Source organism: Streptomyces sp. CA-106110, from assembly GCF_050936285.1.
Classification (GTDB): domain Bacteria; phylum Actinomycetota; class Actinomycetes; order Streptomycetales; family Streptomycetaceae; genus Streptomyces.
In genome coordinates this window covers 6,103,466-6,128,533 of sequence record NZ_JBNJNB010000001.1, presented here as the reverse complement: position 1 = coordinate 6,128,533, position 25,068 = coordinate 6,103,466, and the positions used below count along the sequence as shown (strand labels likewise).

The following is a 25,068-nucleotide window of genomic DNA, read 5'->3' as shown; positions in this document are numbered from 1 at the left end:
CGCCGTGTCCCGTGGCTTCGCCGTCGCCGGTTACGGACGGCGGCGCGGCCGCTCCAGGCCCAGTACACGGTCCTTCAGCGCCGGGAACTGCTCCCGGGTGGCCGCGACCCTCGCCGGATCGAACTCCACCGTGAGGACCTCCTCGTCGGCGCCCGCCTCGGCGAGGACGTCGCCCCAGGGATCTACCACGATCGAGTGACCCGCCTGCGGAACCCCGGCGTGCGTCCCGGCCGTTCCACAGGCAAGGACGTACGCCTGGTTCTCGACCGCCCGCGCCTGGGCCAGCAGCGTCCAGTGCGACCGGCGGCGCTCCGGCCAGCCCGCCGGGATCACGATCGTCTCGGCCCCCGCGTCCACGAGCGAGCGGAAGAGCTCGGGGAAGCGGAGGTCGTAGCAGGTGGCCACGCCGACGGTCGTCTCCGGCAGAGGCACCGTCACCGGCTCGGTCCCCGCGCCCATCAGGACGGCCTCGCCCTTGTCGAAGCCGAAGCGGTGGATCTTGCGGTAGAAGGCGGCCAGTTCACCGGAGGGGGAGAAGATGAGAGACGTGTTGTAGATCGGGCCTTCGGGGTCACGCTCGGGGATCGACCCGGCGTGCAGCCACACGCCCGCGTCGCTCGCCGCCTTGGCCATGACCTCGTAGGTCGGCCCGTCGAGCGGCTCCGCCTCGGACCCGAACTGCTCGTAGGCGAACGCCCCGGTCGTCCAGAGCTCGGGCAGCACCACCAGATCGACTTCGGCTTGATCCCGTACCAGTGAGGCCGCCCGTCGGCGGCGTGAATCAACCGATTCGTTGTCTTCTACCCGGAATTGGATGAGGGAGGCGCGCACACTACCACCGTCCTGGCATTCGAGCCGTCTTTTCAGGCCTACGATCGTCACACGAAAGCCCTGCCGGGGTGCCTCAGAGCAGCGTAACTTAACGTTCCAAGACACCCGCGACAGTCGCCGCCCATCGCCACTGCCGTCACAACCGCCCGTGCACCGACCGCCCGAGGGGCCCCGTTCCGTGAGCCTGCATCCCACTCTTCAGCCCTACGCCGACGCCTGGACCCACTCCATCGAAGCGATATCCGAGCTGGTGCAGCCGCTCGCGGACAGCGAGTGGAACCGGCGCACGCCCTGCCCCGGCTGGTCGCTGCGCGACGTGGTGTCCCACGTCATCGGCATGGACTGCGAAATGCTCGGGGATCCCCGGCCGATCCACACGCTCCCGCGCGACCTGTTCCACGTCACGACCGAGCATCAGCGCTACATGGAGATGCAGGTCGACGTCCGCCGCCACCACACGGCGCCCGAGATGACGTCCGAGCTGGAGTACACGATCATCCGCCGCAACCGCCAGCTGCGGAACGAGTCGCGGGACCCGGGCACCAAGATCCGCGGCCCGCTCGGTACCGAGCAGACCCTCGAAGAGGCCATGCGGTACCGCGCGTTCGACGTGTGGGTGCACGAGCAGGACCTCCGCACGACGCTGCGTCGGCCGGGGAACCTGGACTCGCCCGGCGCGTACATCGCGCGGGACGAGCTGGTGGCCGCGCTGCCGAAGGTCGTCGCCGAGGACGCGAAGGCGCCCGCCGGTTCGGCGATCGTCTTCGACGTGCACGGCCCCGTCGAGTTCATGCGCACGGTGCGGGTCGACGCGGAGGGCCGCGGTTCGGTCGACGGCACGCCCTCGCTGGGCCCGAGGGTGACGCTCACACTCGACTGGGAGACCTATGTGGGTCTCGCCTGCGGCCGGATCACAGCGGACCTGGTCGCGGACCGCATCAAGGCGGAGGGCGACCCGGAGCTGACGGCGGCGATCCTGATGGCGTTCGCCGTGACGAAGTAGACCCGGGCCCACGGGAGCGGGCCGCCCGGCGTCGGCCGGGCACGGGGAGAGCTGGGAACAGCCAGGGCCGGGCACGGAAAGGGACGTGCCGGGCCCTGACAACGCACGGGCCGGTACACCGTGGTGGCCCGCACATCAGGCGGGGCCGGACTTTGTGTCGCCCGATCGCTGTGTGAGGGCCTGATCGCTGTGTGGGCCCGGATACAGCGTGGGCCCGATATAGCGTGGGCCCGGACGCCGTGTGGGCGCGGCTCCGGGCCATGGGAGATCACGTGAGCTCAGGCGCCCACGGCCGAGCGGCTCAGTCCTCCTCCCGCTCCTTCTCCGCCAGGTGGATCACGCACACCGCCACCGCGACCATCAGGGCCGGGTCGGCGTCGTCGCGCACGATGTCGAGGCCGTACGTCTCGCGGACGTGCAGCCAGCGACGGGAGATCTGCGCGAGCAGTTCCCCGTCGTAGTCGATGGCGAACTCGCGGTCGAGGATCTTGCCGCTGACGTCGAGCTCCGTCCCGTCCACCAGCGAGACGCGGTAATGGTTCCGCAGCAGGGACAGGCGCTTGCGCTTGATCGTGGCCAGCGGGTCGCCGTTGCGTTCGATGATCATCGTGTCGCGCAGGGCGAACATCTTCTGATGGATGTCGATCAGGACCCGCCCCTGCGTGTCCTTGAGCTCGAAGGTGTCCCGCAGCCGCATCGCCTTGCCGTCGACCAGGAACACCTTGTTGCCGTGCTGATCCTCGATCCAGTAGTCGTCACCGAAGCCGAGGAGCCGGTCGCGTACCAGGAGTCTCATACGAGGAAAGGTTCCCCCGTGGCGGGCCCGAAACGCCGTCGGTAGGCCGATGGGCTGAGCCCGGTCTCGCGCCGCAGCCGTGCCCGCAGGTTGGCGGCCGTGCCGAGGCCACTGCGCGCGGCGACCACATCCAGCCGCTCCTCCCCGCGCTCGATCAGCCGGCACGCCAGAGCGACCCTCTCTCCGGTCGCCAGGCCAGCGGGGCGGTGCCCAGTTGCGCACGGAAGCGCCGGTGCAGGGTGGCGGGGCTCACCGCGGCGCGCGCCGCGAGGCCCGCGACGCTGAGCGGCTCACCCAGGCGCTCCTGCGCCCAGGCGAGCAACGGGGCGAGCGACTCGTCCGGCACCTCGGGCACCGGCCGCTCCACGAACTGCCGCTGCCCCCGTCGCGATGCGCCGCGAAGACCAGCCGCCGGGAGACGGCGTTCGCGATCTCGGCGCCGTGGTCGCGACGCACGACGTGCAGCCCGAGGTCGAGCGCCGAGGCGCTCCCGGAGTCGGTCAGGATGTCGCCGTCGTCCACGAACAGCACATCAGGCTCGAGCCTCACCTGCGGAAACCGCACCCGGAACGCATCCGCCCACATCCAGTGGCAGGCCGCCCTGCGTCCGTCGAGCAGCCCGGCCTCCGCGATGGTGAACGCCCCGGAACAGAAACCGATGAGCCGTGCGCCCCGCGCGTGCGCCCGGCGAACGGCGTCGAGGACCTCCGGGGAGCGCAGGGTGTCGGTGTCCGGCCGGTTCGGCACGATCAGGGTGTCCGCCTCCTCCACCGCGTCCAGCCCGGCGACATCGGTGAGCGTGAAGGAGCCGTCCCGCATCCGGGTCATGGGCGCGGCCGTGCACAGCCGGAAGTCGTACAGAGCGCGGCCCAGTTCGGGCCGGTCTAGCCCGAAGACCTCGATGGCGCAGCTCATTTCGAAGGGGTCGTGAGCTGCTGCTCGGTGAGGTCGTTTGGGTGGGTGCAAGCACGTATGAGTGAACACGTTTTTGGTCTCGGATCGGGTTGTCAGTGGAGACCGCTAGGTTCGTGGTGTTGGTGACCCACGGGATCGGCGAGGCAAAGGGGGGTGTCTGGTGCGTCAGCAGGGATTGCGCTTGATCGATCCGCCGTTCGTCGCCCCTGGCCCTGCCGGCGTGGCGGTCCGTACCCGGCTCAAGGACCTCACCGCGCAGGACGAGAAGGTGCTCACGTTGGTGGGCGCGCACCTGGGTTCGCTGGCTTCGAAGGATCTCAGGACGCGCTGCGCGGATGGTCTTCAGCACTCCACCGACACGTGGGCGGCTCGCAAGCGGGAGCTGACGGCGGTGTCGTCGTCGCGGTGGGCCGGGGCGATCGCGAAAGCGTCGCACGATCAATGGGCCCTGGCCCGGCGCGGTCAGGCTGCGCACATCCACAACCTCGAAGCCGGTGTCCGCACCATCACGCACCGGCTGTCCCTCCCCGTCGGGGAGAAGGGGAGCAAGGGGGCACCGGGCGGCTACCGCAGCAAGCGGGAGTGGTTCGCCAAGACGCGCCGCCTGCACCTGCTGCAGGACCGGCTGGATGCGGCGCGGTCCGACCGCGAGGCGGGGCGTGTGCGGGTGGCACGCGGCGGTCAACGCCTCCTCACCACCCGCCACAACCTTGACCGGACCCAGCTCACCGAGACCCAGTGGCGTCGGCGCTGGGAAGCACAACGCTGGTTCCTCGCCGCCGACGGCGAGGCCGGTAAACGGTACGGGAACGAGACCATCCGGGTCGCCCCGGGCGGCGAGGTGAGTATCAAGCTCCCCGTCCCGCTCGCCTGCCTGGCCAATGCTGAGCATGGCCGCTACGTCCTCGCCGCTCGTGTCGGGTTTGCGCACCGGGGGACCGAGTGGGCCGACCGGGTGGAGGTGAACCGGGCTGTGGCCTACCGCATTCACCTGGACGTGGACCGTGAACGCTGGTACTTGACCGCCTCGTGGCAGTATCCGCCCGCTCGGGCGATCCCGATCCAGGCCGCCCTCGCACACGGTGTGATCGGTGTCGACACGAACGCCGACCACCTGGCCGCCTGGCGCCTGGACACCCACGGCAACCCCATCGGCAATCCCCGCCGCTTCTTCTTCGACCTGTCCGGCACCGCTCAGCACCGGGACGCTCAAGTGCGGCACGCCCTCACGCGGCTGCTGAACTGGGCCAAGACCTGTGGCGTCAAAGCGGTCGCGGTCGAGGACCTGGACTTCAGCGCGGACAAGACCCGCGAGAAACACGGACGCAAGCGCCGATTCCGCCAGTTGATCTCCGGCATGCCCACCGGCAAACTCCGCGCCCGCCTCACCTCCATGGCCGACGCCACCGGCATCAGCATCATCGCCGTCGACCCGGCCTACACCAGTCGGTGGGGTGCCCAGCACTGGCAAAAACCCCTCACCGCGAACCACAGGAAGACCACCCGTCACGATGCCGCGAGCATCGCGATCGGACGACGCGCCCAAGGGCACCCGATCCGGCGACGGACGACACCGCCCCCGCACGACCAGAGTGATCGTGCGGGGCATCGGACCGTCCAGGCCGGACCGGGGGCCCTTGGGCGTGAGGAACCCCGCCCACCCACCACGGACCGGACACCACGAGTGCCGTCGCCGAGAGGGACGCGAACGCGGGAGACCAGCCGGGCATCCAAGACCGTTCGGGATGCCCGCAGTGACCAGGTATGAGTCCACGACCCACTCCTGCTCACTTAATTGGAACGGTTGGAGTTCTCGTCCACGACGAGGACGACACGGTGCACCGACGACACCTGAGAGGATCCTTGCGGCATATGTGATTTCTAGCACTCGTGCGGTGGTCGGGGTATCCGCACGATGGAGGCATGGAACCCAAGGAACCGATGGAAGCCCATGAACCCGTCTCCCTCCCCGCGGCCCTCGCCTCCTTCTCCGAGCTGTGGAGCCCGCGCATCGTCACCGCCGTCAACGACTATGACGTCCGCGTCGCCAAGGTCCGCGGCGAGCACCTCTGGCACACGCACGACCACACCGACGAGTTCTTCCTCGTTCTGGACGGCGAGCTGCGGATCGCGCTGCGTGAGGCGGCCGGCGAACGCACGGTCACGCTGACCAAGGGCTCGGTCTTCACGGTCCCGCGTGGCACGGAGCACAAGCCGTCCGCCCCCACCGGAGCGTCGATCCTGCTGTTCGAACTCACCGGCACCATGACGGTCGGCGACCGCCACGAGGACGTCCCGGACCACGTGGACGCGACGACGGGACATGCGCTGACCTGAGTGGGGCCGCGTCCGGGACCGGGGCTGGAGCCAAAGACCAGGGGCCAAGGCCCGGGTGGGGAAGGCGAACTGCTTTCGGGGCCCGGAACGCGTACAAACCCGGGAACGGGGCGGGGCCCAGGACGCATAAGGCCCCGGGAACGCGAGACGCGCCCGGAAGCGGCCTGCCGGGCGCCGAGAGTGGACGAGTGAGTCCCCCGCCGGAGCGGCGGGGGACTCGTGTGCGGGCCACTGTGGGGCCGCTGACGGTCCGCCGAGGGACCGGGGGCCGGGTCTACCGGTAGCCCTCCTGCATGTCGTCCTCGTCGTCGTCCCACGACGCGCGCCGGTCGTTGCGGTCACGGCGCATGTCGGGGTCCGACAGGTGGGACCCGTTCATCTCGGGGTCGCGCCGGTCCCGGTTGCGCTTCTCCTCGCCGGAGATCTCACCGTGCTCGCGTTCACGGTCGCGGCGGTGCGTCTGGTCGTCGGTGTCTCGTGGCATGGAACTGCTCCCTTGCAGTGGCCCCCCTGTATGCGTCGAGCATCTCTCGGTGATGGCGCGAACGCATCCCGTGATCCTGTGGCCACCGTACGTCACCGGAGTTATCCACAGGCTCCGCGGCTTAACCGGCGCGGATGGCACTCTTGACGCATGAACGACTCCACACCGCGTCGCGTCCGTGTCCGCGCCCCCGAGCTGATCGGCAAGGGTGGCTGGCTGAACACGGGCGGTGAACAGTACAGCCTCGCCGACCTGCGAGGACGCATCGTCATCCTCGATTTCTGGACGTCCATAACGGAGTAACGACCTAGGATGTCCGAATGCACCATCACACGTTGGCCGACCTCTACCTCCGGCTCTCGCTCGACCGGGACGGGAAGACGGCCATCGAGCGCCAGGAAGCCGACTGCCGAGCTTGGGCCGAACGGAACGGCCTCGAAGTCCGCAAGGTCCACATCGACCGGGGCGTGTCCGGCTACAAGAAGGTCGAGCGCAGGGGGTTCGAAGCCGCCCTAGCCGCCGTGACCTCCGGTGTCGTCGGAACGCTGATCGTTTGGAAGCTCGACCGACTCTCGCGTAAAGGCATGGCTGAGGTCGGCAACGCCCTCGAAGCCATCACCGCCGCCAAGGGCCGCCTCGTGTCCGTCATGGATGGGATGGACACCTCTAACGACAGCGCCCGGCTCGTCATCGCGATGCTGTCCGAACTCGCATACACGGAGTCGAAGAATCTCGGCACTCGCGTCGGTCACGCCAAGCAGTACCTCCGTGCACGCGGGCAGTGGGTCGGCGGACAGCCGCCGTTCGGCCTTGTGATCGAACCCGCCACCAAGAAACTTGTCCACGACCCCGAGGACGCCGTCTACGCCCGGCTCATCGCCGACGAAGCCCTCGACGGCAAGCCCATGGCGAAGATCGCCCGACTGCTCAACGAGCACGAAATCTTGTCCCCGCGCGGTGGCCAGTGGAACGCGGCTACGGTCATGCATCTGCTGCGATCGCCCGCGTTCGCCGGGCTCATGCCGGAGACCATCAAGAACAAAGAGACCGGCCGTTACACGTCCAAGGTCATCCCGTACCGGCACCCCGACACCGGCGACGTCGTCGAGGTCGGCGAAGGCATCATCACGGTCGCCGAACGGGAGAAGATCATCGCTCAGCTGGAGTCGCGTACGTTCCAGCACGCCGGTCGCCGACACCCGAAGCCGATCGGTACAGCTCTGCTAACGTCCATCGCTCGCTGCGCGCACGACGGCTGTGGCAAGGCCATGGCTATCTCGGGGAACTCGTACCGGTGCCTCGGCGCGCTGCAAGGCAACACATGCCCCGGTGCGTCAGCGATGGCTATCCGTGTCGACGAGTACGTGACCTTCCAGTTCCTCGCTCGGCTGCCGATGTTGGAGCCGGGAGACCCGCTGCTGGACGCCGTCGCGGATCGATGGATACACAAGGCCGACCCGGAACTGTTCGCGCAGCGAGACGCGATAACCGCCGAACTCGCCGACGCTGAAGCACGAATGGCCGACCTGGAAGACGCGCGCTACGTTCGCGGTGAGTTCACTGGCGCCGAAGCGATCGAGCGGTACAGCCGGCTCGCTGACCGGCTGCGTGGTCGCATCGACGGGCTGCGGTACGACCTTGCCAAGCTGCCGACGCCGGAGGCCGACATTTCCACTCTCCTCGACGGCGAGTTGCTGGCGGAGGCGTGGGAAGCCGCCGAGGTGCTGGAGCGGCGCGAGCTGCTGAAGCTGGCCATCGACCGCGTCGAGGTCACCAAGGGCCGACATGGCGCGCGGTTCGTCGCTGAAGACCGCGTCCGGATCGTGTGGGCGGGCAGCGGCGAATAGCGCCACCACTGACGGCCGACGGGCGGCGTCTCGGGCGATGACCCCGGGGCGCCGCCCTCGTGCGTTTACACGCCCAGCAGTGGCGTTGTGGCTGAGGTCACTATTTTGGCCTCCACTATATGGGACAATGCCGAGCCATTTCCGAGGTGCTGGCCCACTTAGTACATGTGGCGCGGCACTTCGGTGCTGCGGTGGGTGCCTGGGCATGGCACGGGTAACGACGGACTCGGAGCCGCCTTCGCGGGTGACGCGGGGTGCGACCTCGGGGCCGTCGGCATATCCGGCTAGGTGATGGAGTGACGAAGCGAATCGTCACTCTGACCAGCTGGAATACGTGGAGTGGAGCGAGGGCTTGGCCACGCCGGGCACGGCGCGGGGGATGACTGGGCCCTGCCCCATCCAAGGTGCCAAATCGCGTAGCAATGACGGCTGTAACCTCACTTACTTATTTCTTGTAGTAGTTGACGTCGTCGCTACTAACACGAATAAGTAAGTGGCCCGAAGAACGTCAGCGCTACGCGAAATGGCACCTTACCCAGCACCCCAAGGGCTTCCAACGTCAGCCTATATGTCGGTCACGAACCACTGCTTGGCCGACGAACCGCGTAGATACAGATGTCGTCCCCGTCCAACGGGGCGGGCGTACTGCTTGAGCGGTGCGCCGTCGGGGCGGGTGAGCTGCGCTTCTTCGGCCAGTAGGACTTCGTGCCCGGTCATGCGGCAGCGGTGGAGCCGGTCGGCCTGCCGGTTCCCGCCGAGCATCATGATTTCCTCCCCATGCACGGCCATTCCTCGGGGAGCGACCACGGGCGAAGTTCGGACGCAGGTCCGCCCGTTCGTGCGGACCTCCAGCAGCGGGAAGGTCGGGTAATAGCTGGCCCAGGCCACACCGTCGTCGACGTTCAGGGCGTAGACCGTATCGATGTATTCGATGCCCTCGGGAGCCGAGTACCGCCATTCCTGGCGGCCTCCACTGTCCCAGCGCACCAGGCCAGCGGCGCTGATGGGGTCGGCATAGACGCCTTCGTCGAAGTAGGCGCTCCAGACATGGTTCCGTCGGTCCGCCATCATGAACTCGATGGCATCCCCCATCTGGAATGCGCATCGGCGTCGGCCGTCTCGGCCGTATATCTGGGCGTTGCGCTCTCCCCGGGTCCACGTCCTTGCAGCAGGATGAACCGCCCGTTGGGCAGCGCGTCGACGTGACTGACCCACACGCTCACCTCGTGCAGGGTCTGTTCGTGTACGGTGCCGCCGTCGTCGGTGACGAGAAGCGCTTCATAGGGGTAGTTGCGGGGTCTGGGATACGGGCTTCCGTGCGATTGCGGTTTGAGTTCCGCATCGGGACAGATCAGCCAGAGAGCCCTGTCCCAGGCATCCACCGTGGTCGCTAGGACCCTCCGGTGGTCGTACTGCCGAGGCAACAGTGCGTGGGGACGCAGTGCCACCTTTCTCAAAGGATCACCTCACGGGCGAACGAACATGGCGCACCCATGTTCGCAGACACCCAGATCCATCATGTGCCGCCACCAGTTTCACGGTCCGCGGAGGTGAAAACTCAAGCTGAGCACACCTGCCGCACCTGGCCCACTTCATGTACGTCACCGCAAGGACGTAGGAGGTACCCCGATGAAGGCTCCCGCCTCATCGTCATCATCACCCGAGGTGGCCCACGCGGTCGCCGCCCTCGCCGCGCTCCGCGACGGTGGCCGCGCTACGAACGTCGCCACCCGCCGCCCCGTCCGAATGAAGCTGGACGCCGGGACATACGACGGGCTGTCCGTTGAGCTCCCCGGCCCGGACGTACTCGCCGAGGTGTGGGCCGCGCCGTTCTTGTCCGCGTCGCACAACGTGTTCAGCAGCGGCGCAGCCCTCCTGACGCGCCCAGCCGGCTCGGACGCCACGCCCTCGCCGGCGCCGGTGGCCGCGATGGTCGCCGTCCTCCGCGATGGGCTCGCCGCCCTGCCAGACCGCTCCGACGCGGGACGCCCGTATACCGACCTGCGACTGTTCGTCACCGTGGCCGACCCCGCGAACGTGTCGGGGTACCTGGTCGATGTCGTCCGCCGCGTCCGCATGGCTGCGCCGAAGTGGTCACCACCCAAGGCCGACCGGCTGCCCGCTAAGGCAGCCGCCGAACGTGCTGCCGACTCCCGCGCCAGCCGCAAGGCCCGCGAGGACGAGTCATCACGCACCTGGCTGCGATCGCTGTACGACGAAGACGCCGAGCTCGACATCGGCCCGGGTGACCGCGTCCCGGCGACCGAGCTCTACGCTCACGCGTCGGGCGGCATCGGCTCATGGGTCGAGTGGTACGAGGACGATCCGGAGGACTGGGCCGAGGAGGCCGAAGCCGAAGGTCTGCCCACCCGTCCGCGCATCCCGTCGACCCACACGTTCTACAGCGCCGCCGACGACGTCCTCGGACCCCGGCGACGCGTGCAAGGCATACGCACGTACACGATCCCGGAGGAGCCGTTGAACCTCAGCGAAACGAGCCGTGCGATCCTCGAGCGCGCTGCCGAGATGGTCGCCGACGAACTGTGCCTGCAGCTCGCTGCCGCAGCGACCAAGCCCAAGGTCACCTCCCGGCGCGACAACGTGATCCCACTCCGGCGGACCGCGTGACGACGTCCCCCGCCACGGCCCGCACGTCACCAGGACGCCACTGCTGACCCACCGACGGCCGAACGCGCCGCCACCGACCCAACCCCCGAACCGCCGCCCCGCCTCGTGCCAGGTGGCGGTTCTTTTCATGCCCTGGAGGAGGCCCCATGGCCGCACCCACGACCGTCTACACGACCGCCGAACTCGCGGCCGTGCTGGCGAACCCCCACTGCCCGCCGGTGCTGCGCTCGAACTGGGACCGACTCACCACAACCGCCGCGAATCACGCCGACGCCGTCCGGCGCTACGCCGACCCGTCCTGGCACGTCGGCGACGACGCCGAAGACGTCGACTACTGGTTCGCCCAGAACGTCGCCGCTCTCCGCCAACTGGACGGCACGCTCACGCACTTCGCCGCGCTCCTCCCGGCGCTCATTGCAGGTGCCGACCCGTACGCGTTCATAGCCGTCTGATCCCCGAGGACCGCCCATGCCCTCCATGACCCGCGCCGACCTGATCGCCATGTGCCGCTGGATCGCTGGCTCGTCGCTACTGCTGTACGTCGCCCTCGTCCTGCTGGCCATCTGACGCACATCGACAACCGAATACGCCCAACCACCCCGGGGCCGTGCTGCAACGCCGCAGTGCGGCCCCTGGCCATGCCTGGAGCCACCCATGCACCGTTCACACCTGCTCCCCCAAGACGTCCCGCACGCCGAGATGATCGCTGCCGCCGCTGCCCTCGTGTTGGCACCCGCCAAGGGCGAAACCGTCTTGCTCCTCGACGTCGCTCACGCCATTTCCGCCGAGGTCCGGCGCTCTGGCGGCGACAGCAGCGCATACCACCTCGGCACGGTCAAGCGCGTGCTGGAGGAGGCGGGCATCCGCACCCGCCGCGCCCCTGACTACATCGCCGGGGCGGTCTACCTCGACGGCGTACGCCTGTTGACCGTCTGACCCCGTTTACACGCACCCCGCAAGGAAGCCACCCCAATGTCTGAGATCTACGCCGACACCATGTCCGTCCCGCCTCGCGCCTTCCTGCCCAAGCCCGTTCACAAGTTCCTCGACGCCCGCGACGCGGCGTATGAACGGTTCGTCGACTACGAGTCGGAGCACGCCGAGCTGCTGATGTCCAACTGGGAGGCCGTCGCGATCGCCCGCGACGAGGCCGCCGGTGCTGCCGCCATGGCCGACGGCCGCAACCCCCTCGACGAGCCGTCGCACCTGGAGGCTGCCCAGCGGCAGCGTCCGCGTGTGCTCGGCGCCCTGCGCACGCTCGCCGCCGAGGTCCGCAAGGCCGACGCCGCGCTCAAGGCGGCTGTCCGCCGCGAGCTTCCCGCGATCGAGCAGCTGATCGAAGCCGACGTGTCCAAGGTCGCGAGCACGTACATCGACGCTCAGGCGGCCGCTGACGCCGCCCGGCAGGTGTACGGCGCTGCGCTCACCCGTCGTGCGTGGGTCACGAACTGGGCCAAGCTCGGCCTGTACACCGAATGCCCGGACGTCACCGAGGCCGCGCCGGTCACCGCGTCGGAGGGTCCCGCTGTCGACGTCTACGGCCGTCCGATCGATCGTGGCGCCGCCGAGGTCCGCGCTATCGACGAGTCGTACGGCCACATCCAGCCCAAGCCGACGCGAGCGATCCGCAGCCGGGTGAACGGGGCCGAGCTGGAGATCGACGCGCACCACGCCGCCGCGCTGGTCGGCAAGGGCCAGGCCGAGTACGTCGACGAGGTGGCCGCGTGACGCCGGAAGAGCTGGTCGAGCACTGGCAGGGCCAGCACGGGACACCGGTCGGCCAGACGCCACCGGCTGATCCGGCGGACGACGACGTGACCGAGTAACGACAGCCGGCTCGGGGCGGGTCCACTGTGGCTCGCCCCCGCCGGTTTCAAGGAGGACCGTGGACAACCCGATCTCCAAGCTGGCCAAGTACCTTCACGTACCGCGCGACTCCGAGAAGTTCGACGCAGCATCCCGCATCATCAGCGCTCGCGCGTCCGGCGACGAGCCCGCCGTCGTCGACCTGGTCATGTTCGACAAGCCCACCGACATCGTCGCTGCGATCGTGTCGTACCTCCGCGTCCCGCCGTCCGTCGGTATAGCCCCCTTCCGAGGCGAGCTCGCCGCAGTCCGTGCGCTGGCGTTCGGCGAACAGACCGCGTACGAGGCACCGCCGGTGATCGTGCCGACGGCTGCCGTCGCCCCGAACGCCGACGAGGGCGCATGCAACGAGTGCGACGAAGAGCCCCTCGCGGGACGGCGGTACGGCGTGTGCAGCACCCCCGGGTGCGGATGCCGGATCAACACGACACCCCGGGGTGACAACCGGTGTAAGGGCTGCCGGAGGGTAGCCCGTGCCAAGCGGGCCGACAAGGAGCGGCGCACCGGCCACGCCGACACCGAGTGGCGTGCGTTCTCAGCGCGCTACCTCGTGGGCAAGACGTGTGAGTGCGATGACTGCTTGCTGATGCCTTCGGTCATGCGTCCGGCCGCGACCGTGCTCAACCATCGCGACGGCCTCGGCCCGAATGGTCCGAAGGGCTACCTGCCGTCGAACCTCCAGCCGATGACAGCCGCGCATCACAACAAGCTGACCGCTCGCGAGCAGCCAGGCGGATGGAACGACCGCGAGGCGTGAGCCCTACCTGGGGGATGCCCCTTCGGACCGTGGGGACAGCAGGCGCGGGGGAGGGGCTTCCCAGGTGCGCCCAGTCCTAAAAACCCGATCGCTCACCGCATGTAACAGAAGGAGTGCCCCATGGTCAGAGGAGGCCCGCGTAGCCGCTCCGGTCCGGCGCCGTCGAGCACCGGCCGGTCGCACAAGGCCAAGGCCGAGCAGCAGGGGTGGACCACGCTCCCGGCTGCGGGTCGCGCCGGCGACGCTCCCGAGTTCCCGCTCGTGAGCCCGTCCGACCGCGAGTACGAGCTGTGGGAAGCGCTGTGGTCGCTCCCCCAGGCCGTCGCATGGGAAGCCGCGCGGCTGGAGTGGGAGGTGGCGGCGTACGTCCGCATCCTGGCTCGCGCCGAACAGCCCCAGTCGTCGTCGATGCTGTGGGCGCAGGTGAAGCAGGTCGGCGAGTCGCTGGGGCTCACGGCTTCGGGCATGGCCCGGAACCGATGGGTGATCGGTGAGGCCGAGGCCGACGACGAGCCGGCTGTCGCCGCGCCGGTCGCCGGTGTCGCGTCGTTGACCGACCGCCTCAAGACGGTCGGCCTTGACTGACACCTCCCGCACACGGGCACACAGCGGCCGCATAGTCAGAGGCCGTGTCACCGGCAGCGATCAGGAGATGCCTAGCGGGGCAGGCGGCCCAACACGGCACGGAACCTCTCCCGCCCGGCCGTGACGCTCGCGTCCCACAGGCCTGAGGCGTCACCGCTCAGCGAGAGGGACTGGAGCCGTTGTTCCTCGGCGAGAAAGCCGGCGCCCGCCACGTTTTGGTCCAGCATCCCCATCGCGGTGAGCGCGGCGTGGCCGCAGGACACCGCGTCATCAACGTCTCCCGGACCGTGAGCTAGCAGGGCATACCGCAGGCAGAGGACAGCGAAGAAGGCGTAGGTGTCGGCGACATCAGTGATCCCCTCCTCGTCCGGCTGAAGCTCCGGGAACCGCTCCAGCAGACGTACGCGCTCGGCGGCGTCGGCGAGGGGCCGGTCGATATACCAAAGATCGCGTACGGACTCCGCATAGAAGTCCAGGTCGGCTTCCCGCCCCGGCGCGCCCGCCCGCAGGCCCATGAACAGTGGCGCCATGCGTTCGGTGCAGGCGGAGACATACAGGCGAATCACCTCGCTGCCCCCGTCGCGACGAAGCGCATTCGCGACGGCCTCCTCCACCAACGTCTCCACTCTCACCCTCATCCCGTTCGAACAGATCGACAGGCTACACAGTGGGCTGACGACCGCAGCTTGACGAGTTAGGACCCTGAGGTGTCGGGATAGCCCCGTCACCGGGCTGAGCCCTCGCCTGTTCAGCGAGCTGGCTTCCGTACTGCGGTGCGGACGCGGTTCGCAAGGGCCACCGGCCGCACTCCCCCGCTGCGCATGCTGCAAGTCGAACTTGCCATCGGGCAGCGCCGCGCGTAGTGCGTCCAGGCTGGCCGGGTGGACGAATCCGTTAGGCCAGCTCCCATGTCGCGAAGATGTGTAGCGCCGCCTCAATCTGCGCCTTCGTGCGGTCGTCGGATACTCCTACGAATCGGACAAAGGCCACGGACGACCCTGGGTCCGCTGCGACGAATATCGTCAGCGGTACCCGGCCCAACAGCGGGTAGTCGTACCAGTCGGACTGTTCGACGTCTGTCGTCGGCAGAGCGGTTTCGATGGCCTGCCAGTCCGAGTCGCTGAACTCCGCCGCCCGCGCACTGAGCGAAGCCCTCCTGGGCGCGAACCACATCTGACCACTCTCCGAAGCGCCCCGTAGCCCTGACCGGCTGCGGGGCGTTTCTGCGTTTCCGCAGTTCACAGCCTTGAGATCGCTGGGAGCAGCGTCTGATCATCGACCCCGGCACCGCAACAGAGCGGAGCCGACCGACTGCGGAGGGGAACCGATGAACACGAACCACCAGCACCGCACGATGGGCAAGGGCGCGGCTGTGCACGTCGTCCTGGCTTCCGGATGGACCGCTTGCGGCAAGCAGGGCGTGTACGGGGAGCCGGTCGCCACCGGTGCCACGTGCGGAAATTGCGCACGCCGCGCACCTGAGCTCACGGCGCCGATCGCTCCCGCGCCGGTCCCGGCTGCGAAGCCCAAGGCCAAGCGGAAGGCCCCGAAGGGCCGCAAGCCCCGCGCCACGAAGGCGGCGGGTACGACGAAGCTGTTCGCCTCCGACAAGAACGTCGACGCCGCCTCGATCCCCGGCGCTCGCTGGGCGGCGGTCGTCCGTTCGACCGGTGCGCTCACGGCGTCCGTGAACTGCGCCGAGTACCGGCTCATCGACGCCGTCGACAAGTGGATGGCGCTCTGCGTGACCCACGACGAGCACGACTTCCACCCGACCCACCGCGACGCGTGGGAGGCCCGGCGTCGTCCGCAGGACTGGTGCGGTGGCTGCGCCGCGATCGTGGCGGGCGACGACGCCTGACGGCCCCACTTGAACGCGAACGCCCTTGCCCTCGATGGTGGGGGCGCTTTCGTCGTTTACGGGCACCAGTGCGACGCTGGACGAATGACGAAGCGCGTACGCGTCCGAGCCCCTGAGCTGGTCGGTAAGGGCGGATGGATTAACACCGGCGGGAAGAACCTCACCCTGGCGGACCTCCGAGGTCGTCTAGTCGTGGTAGATTTTTGGACGTTCTGCTGCATCAACTGCCTGCACGTCCTGGACGAGCTGCGCGAGCTGGAGGAGAAGCACCGTGACACGGTGGTGATCATCGGCGTGCACTCACCGAAGTTCGTCCACGAGGCGGAACACCAGGCGGTGGTGGACGCGGTCGAGCGGTACGGGGTCGAGCACCCGGTGCTCGACGACCCGGAGCTCGCCACCTGGAAGCAGTACGCCGTCCGTGCCTGGCCGACGCTCGTGGTCATCGACCCGGAGGGGTATGTGGTCGCCCAGCACGCGGGCGAGGGTCACGCGCACGCGATAGCGCGGCTCGTGGAGGAACTGGAGGAGGAGCACTCCGCGAAGGGCACCCTGCGCCGCGGCGACGGCCCCTACGTGGCGCCGGAGCCCGAGCCCACGACCCTCCGGTTCCCGGGCAAGGCGCTCCTGCTGCCGTCCGGGACCTTTCTGGTCAGCGACACCACCCGGCACCAGCTGGTGGAACTGGCGGCGGACGGCGAGACGGTCGTGCGCCGGATCGGTTCCGGTGTGCGGGGCTTCGCGGACGGCCCGGCGGACGCGGCGAGCTTCAGCGAGCCGCAGGGCCTGGCGCTGCTGGAGGAGGGCGCGGTGGTCGTGGCCGACACCGTGAACCACGCGATGCGCCGCCTGGACCTGGCGACCGGCGAGGTCACCACGCTCGCGGGCACCGGCAAGCAGTGGTGGCAGGGCTCGCCGACTTCCGGTCCCGCCCGGGAGGTGGATCTGTCCTCGCCGTGGGACGTGGCGGTCTTCGGGGACCAGGTATGGATCGCCATGGCGGGGGTGCACCAGCTGTGGACGTACGACCCGCGGACGGCCACGGTCGCGGTGGCGGCGGGCACCACCAACGAGGGGCTGGTGGACGGTCCCGGTGCCGAGGCCTGGTTCGCGCAGCCTTCGGGACTCGCGGCGTCCGTCGACGGGGAGCGCCTCTGGCTGGCCGACTCCGAGACGAGCGCCCTGCGCTGGGTGGACCGGGACGGCGCGGTGCACACGGCCGTCGGCACGGGGCTGTTCGACTTCGGGCACCGCGACGGCGCGGCCGGACAGGCGTTGCTCCAGCACCCGCTGGGTGTGACCGCCCTGCCGGACGGTTCGGTGGCGGTCAGCGACACCTACAACCACGCGCTGCGCCGCTACGATCCGGCGACGGGAGAGGTGAGCACGCTGGCGACGGATCTGCGGGAGCCGTCGGACGCCGTGCTGGTCGGCGAGGACATCGTGGTCGTGGAGTCGGCCCGCCACCGGCTGACCCGGCTGCGACTGCCCGAGGAGGCGGTCCAGGTCGCATCGGTGGCCCACCGCACCCAGCGCGCGGCGACCGAAGTCGCGCCCGGCAAGCTCCGGTTGGACGTGATCTTCCAGGCGCCGGCCGGTCAGAAGCTGGACACCCGCTACGGCCCCTCGACCCGCCTGCTGGTCTCCTCGACCCCGCCCGAGCTGCTGCTGAAGGGCGAGGGCGCGGACACGGACCTCGGGCGCGACCTCGAACTGGACCCGTCCATACCGGAGGGTGTCCTGCACATCTCGGCGATGGCCGCGTCCTGCGACGACGACCCGGCCAACGAGTACCCGGCGTGCCACGTCCACCAGCAGGACTGGGGCGTCCCGGTCCGCCTCACGGAAGGCGGGGCGACCCGGCTCCCGCTGGTGCTGGCGGGCATGGACGAGGAGTAGGCCGCGGGCGCACCCGGTTCAGGCCCCGCCGAGAACCGGGGTAGGCCGCCGGTACCCGCTACGGCCCCGCCGCGACGTGGCGCGGGCCAGCCGATACGCGGGGCCGGCCCGCCGGGACGGGCGGGCCGTCAACACGAGGGGCAGGCTCGCTGAAAAGTGGCCCGGGCCACCGACATGCAGGACTGAGCCGCCGGGATGTGGCACAGCCCGCCAACGCGCGGGGTTGGCCCGTCCGGACGCGGCGCAGTCCGTCGGCGCACCGGGTTCACGCCTGGCTGGGAAGTGGTGCAGGCCGCCGACATGCGGGTCTGGTGCCGACCGCCGACTGCGGGTCTGGCGCCCGCACGCGCTGCGGGCCGCCAACGCGGGGGCTGGCCCGCCCGGACGCGGCGTAGTCCGTCGGCGTACCGGGTTCACGCCTGGCTGGGAAGTGGTGCAGGCCGCCGACATGCGGGTCTGGCGCCGACCGCCGACTGCGGGTCTGGCACCCGCACGCGATGCGGGCCGCCAACACGCGGGGCCGGCCCGCCGGGACGTGGCGCAGGTCGCCAACACGTGCGGCGGGCCCGCCGGGACGTGGCGCAGGTCGCCAACACGTGCGGCGGGCCCGCCGGGAAGCGGCGCAGGCCGGGTGGGGCCGGCCTGGTCCGGGACTAGATTCCGTACCCGTCGCCGTACTCCCGGCGGTGCCGTTCCTCCTCGACCACCGGTGGGGACGGCACCACCACCCGCCGACGGCGGTAGATGCTGCTGAAGGTGGCGACTCCGATCAGTCCGGCGATCATGAAGATGACGCCGACCAGATGCAGATTGACCCCGTTCATGTGCCAGTCGGTCGCGAACGCGAGGATGGCCCCCACGGCGATCAGGATGATGCATCCGCCCAGGCCCATGAGTCCTGCCCTCCCTGTGGGTCCGGTCCTTCCGTCCCCGCACCCGGGTACCCGGGCGAGTGGAAGGCATGCCGGACCGATCGCTCGGGCGTGCGAGGGCCATCACCCGGAGTCCGGGCCGGGGCCGGGGTGGCTGCGGGGTGTCAGCCCTCCAGGAACGCCACCAGCGCGTTCGCGAGCAGGAACGGGTCGTCGGTGGCACACAGTTCGCGGGCGCTGTGCATCGAGATGATCGCCGCGCCGATGTCGACCGTCTTGATGCCGTGGCGGGCCGCCGTGATGGGGCCGATGGTCGTGCCGCAGGGCATCGAGTTGTTCGAGACGAACGACTGGAAGGGGACGCCGGCCTTGTCGCAGGCCGCGGCGAAGATGGCGCGTCCCGAACCGTCCGTGGCGTAGCGGTTGTTGACGTTCACCTTGAGGATGGGGCCGCCGCCCGCCCGCGGATGGTGCGTCGGGTCGTGCCGTTCCGCGTAGTTGGGGTGGACGGCGTGCCCGGTGTCGGAGGACAGACAGATCGAGCCGGCGAAGGCGCGCGCCCGGTCCTCGAACGAGCCGCCCCGGGCGAACACCGAGCGTTCCAGCACGGATCCGAGCAGCGGGCCGTCGGCGCCGGTGTCCGACTGGGAGCCGTTCTCCTCGTGGTCGAAGGCGACGAGGACCGGGATGTACGAGAGGGCGACGTCGGAGGTGGCGACGGCCGCCAGCGCCGCGGCGGCCGCGTGCACGGACAGCAGGTTGTCCATCCGCGGGCCGGCCACCAGCTCCTTGTCGCGGCCCAGGTAGGACGGCGGTTCCACGGAGTGGGTCATCAGGTCCCAGCCCGCCACCTCGCCGGCGGCGAGGCCGAGTTCCTCCTCCAGGAAGGCGATCAGATCGCCGTCCCGTACGTCGTCGCCCAGGCCCCAGATGGGCTGGAGGTGGCGCTGCTTGTCGAGCTTCAGGCCCTCGGTGGAGACCGAGCGGTCCAGATGGACGGCCAGCTGTGGTACGCGCAGCAGCGGTCTGTCGATGTTCACCAGGCGGGTCGAGCCGTCGCGCAGCGACAGCCGGCCCGCGAGGCCCAGGTCACGGTCCAGCCAGGAGTTGAGCAGCGGGCCGCCGTAGATCTCCACCGCGACCTGCCGCCAGCCGTGCGCGCCGCTGTCCGGTCGGGGCTTGACCCGCAGGTTCGGGGAGTCGGTGTGGGCGCCCAGGATCCGGAAGGGGGTGTGCGGGTCGGCGCCCTCGGGGACGTACCAGGCGACGATCGCGCCCCCGCGAAGCACGTATTTGCCGCCGCTGGTCCCGTCCCAGGCGTCCGTCTCGGCGACCTGCCGGAAGCCGGCCTTCTCCAGCCGCTCGGCGGTGTTCGCCACGGCGTGGTAGGGCGAGGGGCTCGCGGCCAGGAAGGACATGAGGTCGTCGGTGTGGGCGCGATCGAAGGTGAGAGATGCGCGAGAAGCGCCATGCGCCGGGGTGGCGGCGGGCGACGGGCGGGAGCTGCTACTCATGTCTTCACCTTAACGACGGACGAGGGCCCGCTCCCGGTGATCGGGAGCGGGCCCTCGTAAGGAGGATGTGGAGGGCCGGGACTGACCGGACGGTCAGTGTCCGGTCAGTTCCTCACCGGACGTCGGCGGTGCGGGGATCCGCGGCCGGCGGATGCGTCCTAGAACGCGGCCTCGTCCAGCTCCATCAGGTCCAGGTCGACGCCCTCGGCCACCTTGCGGGCCAGGGTGACGCCCGGCAGGACGTTGGCCGCGAAGAACTTCGCCGCCGCGATCTTGCCGGTGTAGAACGTCTTGTCCTTGGCGGAGGCCGTCCCGAGCTTCTCGGCGGCGACCGCGGCACCCTTCAGCAGCAGGTAGCCGACGACGACGTCACCGGAGGCCAGCAGCAGGCGGGTGGTGTTCAGACCGACCTTGTAGATGTTCTTGACGTCCTGCTCGGTGGCCGCGAGGTCGGTCAGCATCAGGCCGACGATGGCCTCCAGCTCGACGGCCGCCTTGGCGAGGTGCTCGCGCGCCGTGGCCAGCTCCTCGCCGCCGGTGCCGATCGCCAGGAACTTCTTGATGTCCTCGGCGAGCGAGTTCAGCGCGGCGCCCTGGTTGCGGACGATCTTCCGGAAGAAGAAGTCCTGGCCCTGGATCGCGGTGGTGCCCTCGTACAGGGTGTCGATCTTGGCGTCGCGGATGTACTGCTCGATCGGGTACTCCTGCAGGAAGCCGGAGCCGCCGAAGGTCTGGAGCGACTGGGCGAGCTGCTCGTAGCCCTTCTCGGAGCCGTAGCCCTTGACGATCGGCAGGAGCAGGTCGTTCAGGGCGTGCTCGGTGGCGGCGTCCTCGCCGTTCGCCTCCTTGACCGCGATCGCGTCCTGGACGGAGGCGGTGTAGAGGACGAGGGCGCGCATGCCCTCGGCGTACGCCTTCTGCGTCATCAGCGAGCGGCGGACGTCGGGGTGGTGCGTGATGGAGACCTTGGGGGCGGCCTTGTCCATGAAGTTGGCCAGATCCGGACCCTGGACGCGCTCCTTGGCGTACTCCAGCGCGTTCAGGTAGCCGGTGGACAGGGTGGAGATCGCCTTCGTGCCGACCATCATGCGGGCGAACTCGATGATGCGGAACATCTGGCGGATGCCGTCGTGCTTGTCGCCGATCAGCCAGCCCTTGGCGGGGTGGCGGTCGCCGAAGGTCATCTCGCAGGTGTTGGAGGCCTTCAGGCCCATCTTGTGCTCGACGTTGGTGGCGTAGACGCCGTTGCGCTCGCCCAGCTCGCCGGTCTCGAAGTCGAAGAGGTACTTCGGGACGAGGAAGAGGGACAGGCCCTTGGTGCCGGGGCCGGCGCCCTCGGGGCGGGCGAGGACGTAGTGGAGGATGTTCTCCTCCATGTCGTGCTCACCGGAGGTGATGAAGCGCTTCACGCCCTCGATGTGCCAGGAGCCGTCCTCCTGCTGGATCGCCTTGGTGCGCCCGGCGCCGACGTCCGAGCCGGCGTCCGGCTCGGTGAGCACCATGGTGGAGCCCCAGGTCTTCTCGACGGCTATCGACGCGACCTTCTTCTGGGCCTCGGTGCCCTCCTCGAAGAGGATGCGGGCGAACGCCGGGCCGGAGGAGTACATCCAGATCGCCGGGTTCGAGCCGAGGATCAGCTCCGCGTACGACCAGATCAGGGACGGCGGGGCGGTGGTGCCGCCGATCTCCTCCGGCAGGCCGAGGCGCCAGTACTCGGAGTCCATGAAGGCCTTGTAGCTCTTCTTGAAGGACGCGGGGACCGGGGCGGTGTTCGTCTCGGGGTCGAAGACGGGCGGGTTGCGGTCGGCGTCCGCGAAGGACTCCGCCAGCTCGTTCTCCGACAGGCGGGTGAGCTCCTCGAGGATGCTCTTCGCGGTGTCCGTGTCCATCTCGGCGAACGGGCCGGTGCCGTACAGCTTGTCGCGCCCGAGTACTTCGAAGAGGTTGAACTCGATGTCGCGGAGATTCGGCTTGTAGTGCCCCATGGCGACGGCTCCGTAGAGGGATCGGCGAGGCACTTGATCCTCGCATCTTGTTCACGTACCAACTAGTAGCACCGATGATGCTACCCGTCGGTAATAAGAATCAACCCCCGACGGCCTTATGTGGCCCACTACTCTTTGGGGCATGTACGGCTATCAGAACGCGGGTCAGCAGCAGTACGCTCCGCCGCAGCAGCAGATGCCCGGGCAGCAGATGCCGGGCGGGCAGATGCCCGGCGGATACGGCCAGCAGCCGCCGCTGTATCCGGAGCCGTCGCCGCCGTCGCTCGCGGACGCGGTCCGGGCGTTCACCACGGGGTCGATGGCCGCCGAGGACTTCCAGCAGATCTTCGCGACGTCCAAGGTGTACTGCCCGCGCGGTGACAACCCGGGATTCCTGGCGCTGCACAACACCCAGCAGCCCGTGATCCCGATGTTCACCACGCTCAAGGAGCTGCGCCGGTACGCGGGCAAGGAGTCCAAGTACTTCGTGATCACCGGCGCCGAGGTCATCGACCTGCTGCCGACCGGATACGGGTTCGTCCTCGACATGGAGGGGGAGCACCGGATGGTCTTCGACGCGAAGGCGGTCGAGCAGATGGTGGAGTTCGCGATGCGGCGCATGTACGGCTAGACGCTGCTATTGCTGCGCGGACCGCTTGGATGCCGCTACTGAGCAGACGTCCGCGCCGGGCCGAGCGGCTCGGGGCTCCCGATAATCCCCTCGGCGCTTGTCACAGCCATGCCATAGAGTTCCCTCCGGCAGCCGCGCCCCGCACGCCACCGCCCTCATGCGGTTACGTCCGGGTGCCGCGCGGCGCTCTCATCTCCCGGCGACCCCGGGATTTCATGTGGGGGGTTCCATCACTGTGCGTATGCGCAGCACCTCGGCCGCGACGGCGCTCGCGGTCCTCTTCAGCTCGGTAGCGCTGAGCGCTGTCGCGGCGGGCTCCGCCTCGGCCGCCGCCGCCACCGTCTCCTCGCCCGGCGGGATCGTCGTGGACGGAGCCCTCGGCCGGGTCTTCGTCGGCGACAGCGCGTCCGGGACCGTCGTGGCCGCCGACTTCTCCGGGACCGCCGTCGACTCGGTGAACGGCCTCGGCACGGTCTCCGATCTGGCGGTGTCTGACGACGGCGCCACCTTGTATGCGGCGGTGCCGAGCAGCCACGAGATCGTGGCCCTCGACGCGGCCACCCTCGACGTCAAGGCGCGGTACACCGTCGCCACCGACACGGGCCCGCGCCATGTCGCCTTCGCCGGCGGCAAGGTCTGGTTCACCTACGGCGACCAGTGGGACGGCGACCTCGGCTCGGTCGACCCGGCGGTGGACCCGGCGAGCGGAACGGACCCGGTGACGCTCGGGCAGTTCCCGCAGCCCTACCCCGGGGTCTGGGGCCAGGCACTCCTCGACACCGACCCGAACACGCCCGGGCTGCTGGCCGTCGGAGAGACCGGCCTCTCCACCGACTCGATGGCCGTCGTCGACGTCTCCGGCGGCACACCGCAGCTGACCGCCTGGTACCAGGGCGACTACACCTTGAACGACGGCATCGGGGACATCGACCTCGTTCCTGGCGCCCCGCAGGTGCTGGTCAACGGCACGCAGCGGGACGCCTACGCCGACGGGAAGTTCACCGCCGCCGGCGCTTACCCCTCGGGGCAGCGCGCCGATGTCTCCACGAGCGGCCTGGTTGCCCAGGTCGCCGGTGACAAGGTGGCGGTCTACCGCGCCAACGCCGCCCAGTCGGTGCGCACTTACAGCACCAGCAGCTCCGGCACGGCCGACCTTGCATGGGCCCCGGACTCCTCACGGATCTTCGCGCTCGTGGGGACGGGCAGCGGCTACAGCCTCAAGGTGCTCACCCAGCCGATGGTGAACAACCCGACGCTGACGGTGAACGCCCCGTCCACGGCGACCCGTGCCAAGCAGCTCACCGTGACCGGCAAGCTGTCGGCGACGGTGCCGCTGCCGAGCGGCGTGAAGCTCGCGGTGACCCGCACCGATCTGGAGAGCCCCAGCGGCAAGGCGCTCACGCCCGTCGCGGTGAAGGCGGACGGTACCTACTCCTTCACCGACACCCCGCCGGCCGGCGGCACCGTCACGTACAAGGTCACCTACGCGGGCGACGCCGAGCACTTCTCGGTCACGGCCTCCGACAAGGTCGCGGTCTCCCGTGCCACGCCGACGCTGACCCTGAACAACAACGGCAAGCTCTACAACTACGGCACCGACGTCACCTTCACCGCGCACCTCGGTTCGACGTACAAGAACCGCACGGTCGAGATCTGGGCCGACCCCTTCGGCGGCGACAAGCCGAAGAAGCTGCTGAAGACCGGCAAGGTCAACTCCAGCGGCAACATCTCGGCGATCGTGGACATGACGCGCGACACGGCCGTCACCGCGGTGTTCAAGGGTGATGCCCGCTTCGCGCCCAGGACGGTGAAGTCCACGGGGTACGCCAGGGTCAGGATCTCCACCGCCGTCTCCCGGCACTACAAGACGGCCAAGATCGGCTCGACGACGTACTACTGGTTCCACAAGAGCACCGACCCGCTGCTCACGACGACCATGACCTACTACCCGGGTCGCAAGCAGCGCTTCGACCTGCAGGTCTACTACCAGGGCTGGTGGTACTCGGCCGACTCCGAGTACTTCCCCCTCGGCACGAGCGGCAAGTCGGCCGTGCGGCTGGGGGCGCCCGGCGAGTCCGGGATCAGGGCGCGGATGCGGTCGGTGTACGTCAACGGCTCGTCCGGTGACACCGTGAACTCCACGACGTACGGCGCCTGGAAGTACCTGTACTTCAGCAACTGAAGCGACTGACGCACTCGCGTGACGACGGGAGCCCGGAGGGAATGCCCTCCGGGCTTTCGGCGTTGCGGGGTGGCA

At 69.3% G+C, this 25,068-nt stretch carries 23 protein-coding genes and 2 pseudogenes; 15 read left to right on the top strand and 10 right to left on the bottom strand.

Annotated features, from left to right (window positions below):
* Positions 1 to 30: 30 nt before the first annotated feature.
* Positions 31 to 831, bottom strand: a complete 801-nt coding sequence (locus ACQEXA_RS28235; protein ID WP_432930262.1) for a carbon-nitrogen family hydrolase — start codon at positions 829 to 831, stop codon at positions 31 to 33.
* Between the two features lie 178 nt (positions 832 to 1,009).
* Here ACQEXA_RS28235 and ACQEXA_RS28230 point away from each other — a divergent pair, with 178 nt between their 5' ends.
* A complete protein-coding gene (locus ACQEXA_RS28230) occupies positions 1,010 to 1,834 on the top strand; it encodes a maleylpyruvate isomerase family mycothiol-dependent enzyme (protein ID WP_432930264.1) in 825 nt (274 codons plus the stop codon).
* 301 nt (positions 1,835 to 2,135) lie between these two features.
* Here the strand turns inward: ACQEXA_RS28230 and ACQEXA_RS28225 are convergent, their stop codons facing one another.
* Together ACQEXA_RS28225 and ACQEXA_RS28220 are read right to left on the bottom strand one after the other, a co-directional pair.
* Positions 2,136 to 2,630, bottom strand: coding sequence for an LURP-one-related/scramblase family protein (locus ACQEXA_RS28225; protein ID WP_432930265.1), 495 nt, complete (start codon positions 2,628 to 2,630; stop codon positions 2,136 to 2,138).
* A pseudogene (locus ACQEXA_RS28220) lies at positions 2,627 to 3,545 on the bottom strand (helix-turn-helix domain-containing protein). Before ACQEXA_RS28220 ends, ACQEXA_RS28225 begins: the two are co-directional and overlap by 4 nt.
* Before the next feature lie 175 nt (positions 3,546 to 3,720).
* Here ACQEXA_RS28220 and ACQEXA_RS28215 point away from each other — a divergent pair.
* Positions 3,721 to 5,313, top strand: coding sequence for an IS200/IS605 family accessory protein TnpB-related protein (locus ACQEXA_RS28215; RefSeq protein ID WP_432939348.1), 1,593 nt, complete (start codon positions 3,721 to 3,723; stop codon positions 5,311 to 5,313).
* Between the two features lie 155 nt (positions 5,314 to 5,468).
* The gene (locus ACQEXA_RS28210) at positions 5,469 to 5,882 is read left to right on the top strand and encodes a cupin domain-containing protein (protein ID WP_432930267.1); all 414 of its coding nucleotides are present in this window, start codon (positions 5,469 to 5,471) and stop codon (positions 5,880 to 5,882) included.
* 274 nt (positions 5,883 to 6,156) lie between these two features.
* On the opposite strand, the gene ACQEXA_RS28205 is transcribed toward ACQEXA_RS28210, so the two are convergent.
* Entirely contained in the window at positions 6,157 to 6,366 is a 210-nt protein-coding gene (locus ACQEXA_RS28205) for a hypothetical protein (protein ID WP_433131433.1), read from the bottom strand.
* A gap of 150 nt (positions 6,367 to 6,516) precedes the next feature.
* On the opposite strand from ACQEXA_RS28205, the pseudogene ACQEXA_RS28200 reads away from it, so the two are divergent.
* A pseudogene (locus ACQEXA_RS28200) lies at positions 6,517 to 6,654 on the top strand (thioredoxin-like domain-containing protein); the annotation flags it as partial.
* 32 nt (positions 6,655 to 6,686) lie between these two features.
* A complete protein-coding gene (locus tag ACQEXA_RS28195) occupies positions 6,687 to 8,213 on the top strand; it encodes a recombinase family protein (protein ID WP_432930271.1) in 1,527 nt (508 codons plus the stop codon).
* A 564-nt stretch (positions 8,214 to 8,777) separates the two neighbouring features.
* Here ACQEXA_RS28195 and ACQEXA_RS28190 read toward each other — a convergent pair.
* Positions 8,778 to 9,305 (bottom strand): hypothetical protein, encoded by a 528-nt coding sequence (locus ACQEXA_RS28190; RefSeq protein ID WP_433131431.1) that lies wholly within the window; start codon positions 9,303 to 9,305, stop codon positions 8,778 to 8,780.
* A 537-nt stretch (positions 9,306 to 9,842) separates the two neighbouring features.
* On the opposite strand from ACQEXA_RS28190, the gene ACQEXA_RS28185 reads away from it, so the two are divergent.
* From ACQEXA_RS28185 to ACQEXA_RS28160, 6 genes are all read left to right on the top strand, one after another.
* Positions 9,843 to 10,841 carry a hypothetical protein gene (locus ACQEXA_RS28185; RefSeq protein WP_433131429.1) on the top strand — a complete coding sequence of 333 codons (999 nt, stop codon included), beginning with the start codon at positions 9,843 to 9,845 and terminating at the stop codon, positions 10,839 to 10,841.
* A 146-nt stretch (positions 10,842 to 10,987) separates the two neighbouring features.
* Entirely contained in the window at positions 10,988 to 11,293 is a 306-nt protein-coding gene (locus tag ACQEXA_RS28180) for a hypothetical protein (RefSeq protein ID WP_432930277.1), read from the top strand.
* A 202-nt stretch (positions 11,294 to 11,495) separates the two neighbouring features.
* Complete coding sequence (locus ACQEXA_RS28175) at positions 11,496 to 11,777, top strand: hypothetical protein (protein ID WP_432930279.1); 282 nt, start codon at positions 11,496 to 11,498, stop codon at positions 11,775 to 11,777.
* Positions 11,778 to 11,813: 36 nt separating this feature from the next.
* Positions 11,814 to 12,569 (top strand): hypothetical protein, encoded by a 756-nt coding sequence (locus ACQEXA_RS28170; protein ID WP_432930281.1) that lies wholly within the window; start codon positions 11,814 to 11,816, stop codon positions 12,567 to 12,569.
* 157 nt (positions 12,570 to 12,726) lie between these two features.
* The gene (locus ACQEXA_RS28165; RefSeq protein WP_432930283.1) at positions 12,727 to 13,464 is read left to right on the top strand and encodes a hypothetical protein; all 738 of its coding nucleotides are present in this window, start codon (positions 12,727 to 12,729) and stop codon (positions 13,462 to 13,464) included.
* A 120-nt stretch (positions 13,465 to 13,584) separates the two neighbouring features.
* Positions 13,585 to 14,049 (top strand): hypothetical protein, encoded by a 465-nt coding sequence (locus tag ACQEXA_RS28160; protein WP_432930285.1) that lies wholly within the window; start codon positions 13,585 to 13,587, stop codon positions 14,047 to 14,049.
* Between the two features lie 71 nt (positions 14,050 to 14,120).
* Here ACQEXA_RS28160 and ACQEXA_RS28155 read toward each other — a convergent pair whose 3' ends face one another.
* Positions 14,121 to 14,675, bottom strand: coding sequence for a hypothetical protein (locus ACQEXA_RS28155; protein ID WP_432930286.1), 555 nt, complete (start codon positions 14,673 to 14,675; stop codon positions 14,121 to 14,123).
* Positions 14,676 to 14,943: 268 nt separating this feature from the next.
* Entirely contained in the window at positions 14,944 to 15,222 is a 279-nt protein-coding gene (locus tag ACQEXA_RS28150) for a hypothetical protein (protein WP_432930288.1), read from the bottom strand.
* 154 nt (positions 15,223 to 15,376) lie between these two features.
* On the opposite strand from ACQEXA_RS28150, the gene ACQEXA_RS28145 reads away from it, so the two are divergent.
* A complete protein-coding gene (locus tag ACQEXA_RS28145) occupies positions 15,377 to 15,910 on the top strand; it encodes a hypothetical protein (protein ID WP_432930289.1) in 534 nt (177 codons plus the stop codon).
* An 84-nt stretch (positions 15,911 to 15,994) separates the two neighbouring features.
* Positions 15,995 to 17,809: an NHL domain-containing thioredoxin family protein gene (locus ACQEXA_RS28140; protein ID WP_432930291.1), complete on the top strand. Its 1,815-nt coding sequence runs from the start codon at positions 15,995 to 15,997 to the stop codon at positions 17,807 to 17,809.
* Positions 17,810 to 18,462: 653 nt separating this feature from the next.
* Here ACQEXA_RS28140 and ACQEXA_RS28135 read toward each other — a convergent pair.
* From ACQEXA_RS28135 to ACQEXA_RS28125, 3 genes are all read right to left on the bottom strand, one after another.
* Positions 18,463 to 18,702: a DUF6458 family protein gene (locus tag ACQEXA_RS28135; protein WP_432930293.1), complete on the bottom strand. Its 240-nt coding sequence runs from the start codon at positions 18,700 to 18,702 to the stop codon at positions 18,463 to 18,465.
* Between the two features lie 143 nt (positions 18,703 to 18,845).
* Positions 18,846 to 20,195 carry a M18 family aminopeptidase gene (locus ACQEXA_RS28130; protein WP_432930295.1) on the bottom strand — a complete coding sequence of 450 codons (1,350 nt, stop codon included), beginning with the start codon at positions 20,193 to 20,195 and terminating at the stop codon, positions 18,846 to 18,848.
* 158 nt (positions 20,196 to 20,353) lie between these two features.
* A complete protein-coding gene (locus ACQEXA_RS28125) occupies positions 20,354 to 22,180 on the bottom strand; it encodes an acyl-CoA dehydrogenase (protein WP_432930297.1) in 1,827 nt (608 codons plus the stop codon).
* A gap of 142 nt (positions 22,181 to 22,322) precedes the next feature.
* Here ACQEXA_RS28125 and ACQEXA_RS28120 point away from each other — a divergent pair, with 142 nt between their 5' ends.
* Positions 22,323 to 22,811, top strand: a complete 489-nt coding sequence (locus tag ACQEXA_RS28120; protein WP_359402944.1) for an SseB family protein — start codon at positions 22,323 to 22,325, stop codon at positions 22,809 to 22,811.
* A gap of 241 nt (positions 22,812 to 23,052) precedes the next feature.
* A complete protein-coding gene (locus ACQEXA_RS28115) occupies positions 23,053 to 24,993 on the top strand; it encodes a YncE family protein (protein ID WP_433131427.1) in 1,941 nt (646 codons plus the stop codon).
* Positions 24,994 to 25,068 lie beyond the last annotated feature (75 nt).